We start from the raw sequence: 6,854 nt of genomic DNA, 5'->3' as shown, positions 1-6,854 counted from the left end.
GGCAGGGGCTCCTGGGCGTGGAGGGTGACATCGTAGAGGGCGGGCTGGGGCTGGCCCAACTCGTCGCGATCAACAAATAGCTGCTGCACCGCCATCTTGTTGAGGGTGAGGGTGCCGGTCTTATCGACGCAGAGCACCGTGGTAGACCCCAGGGTTTCCACCACGGGCACCCGCCGGGTCAGCACCCGCTGCTGCGAAAACCGCCAGGCCCCCAGGGCCAGAAAGATCATCAGCACCACCGGAATTTCGTTGGGCAAGATCGCCATGGCCAAGGCCAGCCCTGCTAGCACCCCGTTCAGCCAGTCGCCTCGGGTGGCCCCGTAGATCACGACGACGGCGACGCATATAGCGATCGCAATCCAGGTCAACTGCCCCACCACATGGCGGGTCTCCTTTTGCAGGCGGGTATCTTCGGGCTCCACGGTTTGCAGCGCCTTGCCGATCTTGCCCATCTCGGTCAGCAGCCCCGTGGCCACCACCTCGGCAATGCCCTGGCCCTGCACCACCAGGGTGCCCGAGAAGACGGCGGGCAGGTCGTCGCCGCCAGGGCGGGTCAGCCGGGTTTCGCTCACCGATTCGCGCTTGCGCACCGGCACTGATTCCCCCGTCAGCAGCGACTCATCCACGGTGAGGTGGGTAGACCAGCGCAGCAGGGCATCGGCAGGAATGCGATCGCCCTCCGCCAGCACCAGCAGATCGCTCCGCACCACCTCGCGGCCCGGTATGCGCTGCCGTTCCCCATCGCGAATCACCAGGGCGCGGGGGCTAGACAAATCCCGCAGCGCCTCCAAAGACTTCTCGGTTTTTTGCTCCTGGTAGAGGTTGATGCCCACAATAAACAGCACAAACCCCAGCAAAATCAGCGCTTCCTGGGCGTCGCCCAACACCCAGTAGATCGCCCCACAGCCCACCAGCAGCAAAAAAATCGGCTCCCGCCCGATCTCTAGCACCAGGGTGAAGAAGGTGCGGTGGTCAGCGGCAGGCAGCTCGTTATAACCCTCCCGGCGCAGCCGCTCCGCTACTTCTGAGAACGATAACCCCACCCAGGTTTGAGGATCGGCTGAAAGCATGTGACGTAATCTCCCAGCTTGAATCGAGATACTTCAACAGTGCCGTAGTCGCTGGTCAAAGCATTTTTTCGTTGGAATTATTTGCAGAGGAAGGTCAGATCAACCAGCGCATGCCTCCTTCTTTTCATAGAAAGTCTTGTCCCTTAAACGCCAGTGCTAAGGTAACTTCATCATCAGACTCAGAAGCAGCCATGACTCAAACCATCTTGGGGGCCGGAGGTGCGATCGGGGTGGAGTTGGCTAAGGCGCTCCCCGCTTTTACGAGTGACCTTCGACTGGTGGGCCGCAATCCTAAAAAAGTCAACGAAACCGACCAGTTGTTTCCGGCAGATTTGACCGATAAAGACCAGGTCGAGGCCGCCGTTGCCGGTAGCGACATTTGCTACCTGACCGTCGGGCTAGCCTACAACACCCGGCTCTGGCAAGAACTGTGGCCCCAGCTGATTCGCCATGCAGCCGAGGCCTGTATGCGGCATCGGGCCAAACTGGTGTTTTTTGACAATGTCTACGCTATTGGCGGCGATCGCGTCACCCACATCACCGAAGCCTCACCCATTAGCCCTACCAGCCAAAAGGGGCAGGTGCGGGCCGAGTGCGATCGCTACCTGCAATCCCTCGTAGATGGTGGCCAGCTGGAGGCGATCATCGCGCGATCGCCCGACTTTTTTGGGCCGATTACAGCCACCAGCGTGATGATGATTTTGGTCTATGACAACCTGGTAAAAGGCAAAAAAGCCCAGTGGTTTTGCAATGCCGATGTGGTTCACAGCATGGGCTACACCCCAGAACTGGCTCGGGGCACCGCTCTACTGGGCAATACCCCCGACGCCTACAACCAAATCTGGAATTTGCCCGTCGATAGCGCTGCCCCCACGGGTAGAGACTGGGTTCAACTGTTTGCCGGGGCGCTGCACACTGAGGCCCAGGTGCAGGTGTTTCCAGCCTGGGCAATCAAAGCTCTGGGGCTGTTTATGCCGATTTTGAAAGAAACCTCTGAAATGCTCTACCAGTACGACCGCGATTACTACTTTGACGCCAGCAAATTTACCGCCCGCTTCAACGACACCCCCATCACCAACGCTGAGGCTGTGCGCCAGACCATTGAACAGCTCAAAAAGGCGTAGCCTAGAGGAGTATCCACTGGTTCAGGCCATGGCGCAGACGATTCTAATTGTGGAAGACGAGGCCGAGATCGCCCGGTTCATTCAACAGCTATTAGAAAAAGAAGGCTTTGCCTGCCTGCACAGCCACGACGGCCACGATGCCCTGCACCAGGTCAAAACCCACCAGCCTCAGCTGATCATCCTCGACTGGATGCTGCCGGGCATTGATGGGCTAGATGTCTGCACCCGCATTCGCAAAGCGGCGGGCACCTACGACCCCTACATTTTGATGCTGACCGCCAAGGGCGAAGACTTTGATCGGGTGATCGGCCTCTCTACCGGGGCCGATGACTACCTGGTGAAGCCCTTTAGCCCCATCGAGCTGGTGGCTCGGGTGCGGGCTTTGCTGCGCCGCAGCCTGCGCCAAGAGGCCCAGAGCCAGGTCTATCGCACCGCCCACTTTGCAGTAGACCTAGACCGCCATGTGGCTACTCACCAGGTGAATGGCCGCGCCCAAGCCCTAGAGCTAACCACCATCGAGTTTGATCTATTGGCCGCCTTTCTCAGCCATCCGGGCCGCGCCTGGAGCCGCACCTACCTGGTCGAAAAACTCTGGGGCAACGACTTTTTTGGTGAAGAACGGGTGGTCGATACCCACGTGGCCCGCCTGCGCAAAAAGATTGAGCTCGACCCCAAACAGCCCCAGTTCATTAAAACGGTGGTGGGTGTAGGCTACAAATTTGAGGATGAAGCCTGATGCGGGTAGGTCTCCAGGGGCGACTGTTTTTCTCTCACCTGGTGGTCATGCTGGTGGGTTTAGGCAGCTTTATCGCGATCAGCCACGCCGCCGCCCATCACTTGTTTTCGGGCCATCTCGATCAAATGGCTGAGATGGTCAGTATGGGGCGGGTTGTTCACGAACTCCGTGAAGAGCTGCTCGATGGGTTTGAAAATGCCTGGAGTGGCAGTACTATTTTGTCTTTAACGGTCGGTGGCCTGACGGCGGCGGCGCTGAGCTACTGGGTGGCACGCCGCATTACCCAGCCGCTAACCGAGATGGAGCGCGTTACTCGCCAGTTTGCGGCAGGCAACTGGTCTGAACAGGTTGCCCGCAGCGAAATTCCAGAGCTGGCGCGGCTGAGCCGCAGCTTTAACCACCTGGCCCTGAGTTTGCAAGATGTCGAGGAGCGGCGGCGGGAGCTAATCGAAGACTTGACCCACGAGTTGAGAACGCCCCTGACCATCGTGCGGGGCTATCTAGAGGAGTCGGCGGCGGCATCGGCGGCGCTCACGCCCGAAACCACCCATCTGCTGGTGCGTGAAACCCGGCGACTGGAGCGCCTGATTAATGATTTGCAGGAGCTCTCCAAGGCCGAAGCGGGGCAGATGCCCCTGCATTTGCAGGCGATCGCCCTACCGCCCCTGTTTGAAAAGCTGCTGCTGCGCTTTGACAGCCAAATTGCTGAAGACGGCCCCCAGTTGGGTTGGCGGTGCGATGACGATATTGCCCCGGTGCTGGCCGACGGCGATCGCCTGGAGCAAATTCTCATCAACCTGTTGGGCAACGCCATCAAACACACCCGCCAGGGGCAGATCACCCTCACCGCCCAGGCCCGGAGGAATCAGGTTTGGATTGCTGTGCAGGATACCGGTATCGGCATCGCCCCAGATGAACTGCCCCACGTTTTTGAGCGATTTTGGCGATCGCCCCAGATTTGCAGCCCAGAGGTGGTCGGTACTGGCATCGGCCTGGCCATCACCAAGCGCCTAGTCGAGCTGCACGGCGGCTGCATCAAGGTCGAGAGCACCGTTGGTCGGGGCAGCACCTTTCGCTTCTCCCTACCCCAGGCATGAACCCAGATCATGGCAGATTGACACAGCCCAGCCACAGCTTAGCCATGCGCAATCCATAGAGTGAGGTTAATCAACTCACTCAGGTGTCTGCTATGGTTGCGCTATCGGTTCCGGCGGGGGCATTGGTTCTGGCCCTGTTACTTTTGGCCAGCATGGGCATCTTGGCCTGGCTATTTCCCTCTGAGGCGACAGATCCCCATGAAAATCCCCATAAAAAGAAACTTTAGGGTTCGCCTAGCCCCATGATGCAAGCATTAAACCAACTGCCTCGATGGCTGGTGTGGGAAATTGCCAAATCCCCTACTGGCTGGTATTTGGCACAGGTATTGGGCTGTTAACGCTAATTCCCTTTTTGGTACATTGCTCTGTGTTGGCGGTGCATCACTTCCAGGTACAGGGTGTGGCGATCGTGTGTCAGTGCCATCTCAGGGATATTGCATACTTAGAGCCAGACCTATTGACACAGCCCTGGCACTGTAATGACATACCCAAAACCTATGCTGAATACCATTATTAGGTATTTGGTTATGGACTTAGAACTCTCTTCTAAGCGGTATCACCTCGATATTCCTCAATGCCTTTGGCTAGATTTCTTTACCCAACTCACCGATGAGAATCGAGGGCGTTTTATCACCCTAAAATTGTTGGATGGGCAGCTAGGAGATTTTGACCTGCTGCACCACAAACCCCTATTTTCGGTGATTTATGATCGGCCCAACTACGGCAACGACCTGGTGGTAACAGTCAGCCGTTCCCTGGGAGTTCACGAAGCCACCTACGCCCACCGCATTGTCTATCCTCAAGCTGTTGACGTTGTGACTAACAATGACGGCGTGATTCTCTCTTTTACCGTGACTGATGACGATCATGCCCAGACGGTAATTAGCTTTCAATCCTAATCAGTTACCGAGGACTAGGGGGTGAGGGGCTAGAGCATCGCCTACTTTGTCTACTTTTTTTAAGCGCCTCACTCCCCGTTCGCTCCTCCCTACGCCTCACTCCCCACTCCCTACACCCCATGACCGACTCCAAACCCCACCTCCCTACCGCTCCCAAAGCCAAGAGCGCTTTGCGTGAGACTGTCGAAACCCTGAGTCTCAGCGTGCTGTTGGCCTTTGGCATTCGCACCTTTGTGGCTGAGGCTCGCTACATTCCCTCGGGCTCGATGTTACCGACGCTGGAAATTAACGATCGCCTGATTATCGACAAGCTCAGCTACGACTTTGGCACGCCTCAGCGGGGCGATATTGTGGTGTTTCACCCCCCCGATCAGCTCAGCACAAAGGACGCGTACATTAAGCGGTTGATGGGGCTGCCGGGGGATGTGGTGGAAGTCAAAAATGGCCAGCTCTATATCAATGGTGAACCCCAGGTCGAACCCTACATTGCGGCCAAGCCCGATTACCAGTACGGGCCGGTAACGGTGCCGTCGGGGACTTATCTGGTGTTGGGCGACAACCGCAACGAAAGTTTCGACTCTCACTACTGGGGCTTTGTGCCGCAGGATCACCTGATTGGCCAGGCAATGTTTCGGTTTTGGCCCCTCGATCGGCTGGGTGAGTTGAACTGATGCCCATGATATGGTCTAGGTAAAAATCCGCAAAACTAGGGAACAATGAAGGATTGACCTATGGCCCAAGGCTATGCAAAACCCTAATCGGGGTGTCACCCTGGCGATCGCAACCGCCGCTCTCCTGAGTACGCTACTAGGGCTGGTGGTGATGGTAGCCTGGCATTGGCAGGTCATCTGGATCATTCAGACTATCCCTCAAACGCCCCCAATACACTACAACACAGCGCTGTGCTTTTTGCTGGGGGGGCTGGGGTTGGCGAGCCTGCTGCGGGGTCGCCGCACCTGGGCTGTGGGGCTGGGTGGCAGCGTGGCGCTGATTGGTATTCTGACCCTGGCTCAATCTGTCTGGGGCGTTGATCTAGGCATCGATCAACTGCTCATGCAGGATTACATTCCCGATCGCCTGGCTCAATCAAGCGACGCTGGTCATCTCCCTGGCTTTGGCCCAGTGCAGCAGTTGTTTATTACTGTGGAGCGGCCTCTGCCGGGGCGAGCATCGCCCAACGCTTCTCTGGGCCTGATATTTTTGGGTACGGGGCTGGTATTTCTTGGGTTGGCAGAGGGGGCGGTTCGTCGTCGCCTAGCGGGCTATCGGGCGATTCGCGAAGCGTTCGGGAACCGACTCGAACCGAGTATCCCTACGGGAATCGCAGCGACTAGCGCCGTTGGTCTGGTGGCCCTTGGGGTGGTGGCGCTGATGGGGTATTTGACCAGCCTCAGCACAGCCTACGACTGGCGCTACCTAACCGGGCTTTCGATTCCCAGTGCGGTGATGATGCCGCTGCTGGGGGCGGCGCTGCTGCTGCTGGCGTGGCAGGATGACCCTCGGCAGTCCCAGCCGCGCTGGGTGCCCTATAGCCTTGCCTTTGGTATGGCGATGGTGAGCCTGTTGCTGTGGCAGGCGTTGATGAGCTGGTATCGCCGGTTAGCGGGGCAACTTCCTGAGGCGGTTGTGGCTCAGGTCGAGGCGCTGATGGTGCCTGCCATACACATGCTGCTGATCAGCGGGCTGTTGCTGGCGCTGCTGACGGTGGGGGTGTTGTATTTTTATGGGCGGGTGCAGGCCCAGGCGGAGCGACTCAACCGCACTAATGCGCAGCTCGGCCAGGCCAATTCTCTGCTCCAAGCCACCCTTGACTCCACCGCCGACGGCATTGTGGTGCTCGATGCCCAGGGCCAGATCACCCACTGGAATGCTCGCTTTCTACAGCTGTGGGGCATACCCGCTGGGGAAGCGGGGCACCTCACGGGGGC

Annotated in this window: 7 protein-coding genes; 6 read left to right on the top strand and 1 reads right to left on the bottom strand. The window is 58.1% G+C overall.

Features of this window, described 5'->3' with window-relative positions:
* A partial coding sequence (locus IQ273_RS28540) for an HAD-IC family P-type ATPase (RefSeq protein ID WP_194026501.1) occupies positions 1-1,070 on the bottom strand: 1,070 nt, incomplete at its 3' end.
* A 191-nt stretch (positions 1,071-1,261) separates the two neighbouring features.
* Here IQ273_RS28540 and IQ273_RS28535 point away from each other — a divergent pair.
* The 6 genes from IQ273_RS28535 to IQ273_RS28510 form a co-directional block, all read left to right on the top strand.
* Positions 1,262-2,194 (top strand): NAD-dependent epimerase/dehydratase family protein, encoded by a 933-nt coding sequence (locus IQ273_RS28535; RefSeq protein ID WP_194026500.1) that lies wholly within the window; start codon positions 1,262-1,264, stop codon positions 2,192-2,194.
* 28 nt (positions 2,195-2,222) lie between these two features.
* Complete coding sequence (locus IQ273_RS28530; protein WP_194026499.1) at positions 2,223-2,930, top strand: response regulator; 708 nt, start codon at positions 2,223-2,225, stop codon at positions 2,928-2,930.
* Entirely contained in the window at positions 2,930-4,027 is a 1,098-nt protein-coding gene (locus tag IQ273_RS28525) for a cell wall metabolism sensor histidine kinase WalK (protein WP_194026498.1), read from the top strand. Before IQ273_RS28530 ends, IQ273_RS28525 begins: the two co-directional genes overlap by 1 nt.
* 527 nt (positions 4,028-4,554) lie before the next feature.
* On the top strand, positions 4,555-4,926 hold the full coding sequence (locus IQ273_RS28520) for a DUF5335 family protein (RefSeq protein WP_194026497.1): 372 nt from the start codon (positions 4,555-4,557) through the stop codon (positions 4,924-4,926).
* Between the two features lie 119 nt (positions 4,927-5,045).
* Positions 5,046-5,597 carry a signal peptidase I gene (gene lepB / locus IQ273_RS28515; RefSeq protein ID WP_194026496.1) on the top strand — a complete coding sequence of 184 codons (552 nt, stop codon included), beginning with the start codon at positions 5,046-5,048 and terminating at the stop codon, positions 5,595-5,597.
* A 73-nt stretch (positions 5,598-5,670) separates the two neighbouring features.
* Positions 5,671-6,854, top strand: a 1,184-nt coding sequence (locus IQ273_RS28510) for a PAS domain-containing protein (RefSeq protein WP_194026495.1), incomplete at its 3' end; no start/stop codon positions are given.

It is taken from the genome of Nodosilinea sp. LEGE 07298 (assembly GCF_015207265.1).
Classification (GTDB): Bacteria; Cyanobacteriota; Cyanobacteriia; order Phormidesmidales; family Phormidesmidaceae; genus Nodosilinea.
This window is presented reverse-complemented; position numbering and strand designations above follow the sequence as displayed.

Bases quoted from the DNA above. Each gene is read 5' to 3' on its own strand.
- IQ273_RS28535 (WP_194026500.1), top strand. From the start codon at position 1,262: ATGACTCAAACCATCTTGGGGGCCGGAGGTGCGATCGGGGTGGAGTTG.
- IQ273_RS28530 (WP_194026499.1), top strand. From the start codon at position 2,223: ATGGCGCAGACGATTCTAATTGTGGAAGACGAGGCCGAGATCGCCCGG.
- IQ273_RS28525 (WP_194026498.1), top strand. From the start codon at position 2,930: ATGCGGGTAGGTCTCCAGGGGCGACTGTTTTTCTCTCACCTGGTGGTC.
- IQ273_RS28520 (WP_194026497.1), top strand. From the start codon at position 4,555: ATGGACTTAGAACTCTCTTCTAAGCGGTATCACCTCGATATTCCTCAA.
- lepB (WP_194026496.1), top strand. From the start codon at position 5,046: ATGACCGACTCCAAACCCCACCTCCCTACCGCTCCCAAAGCCAAGAGC.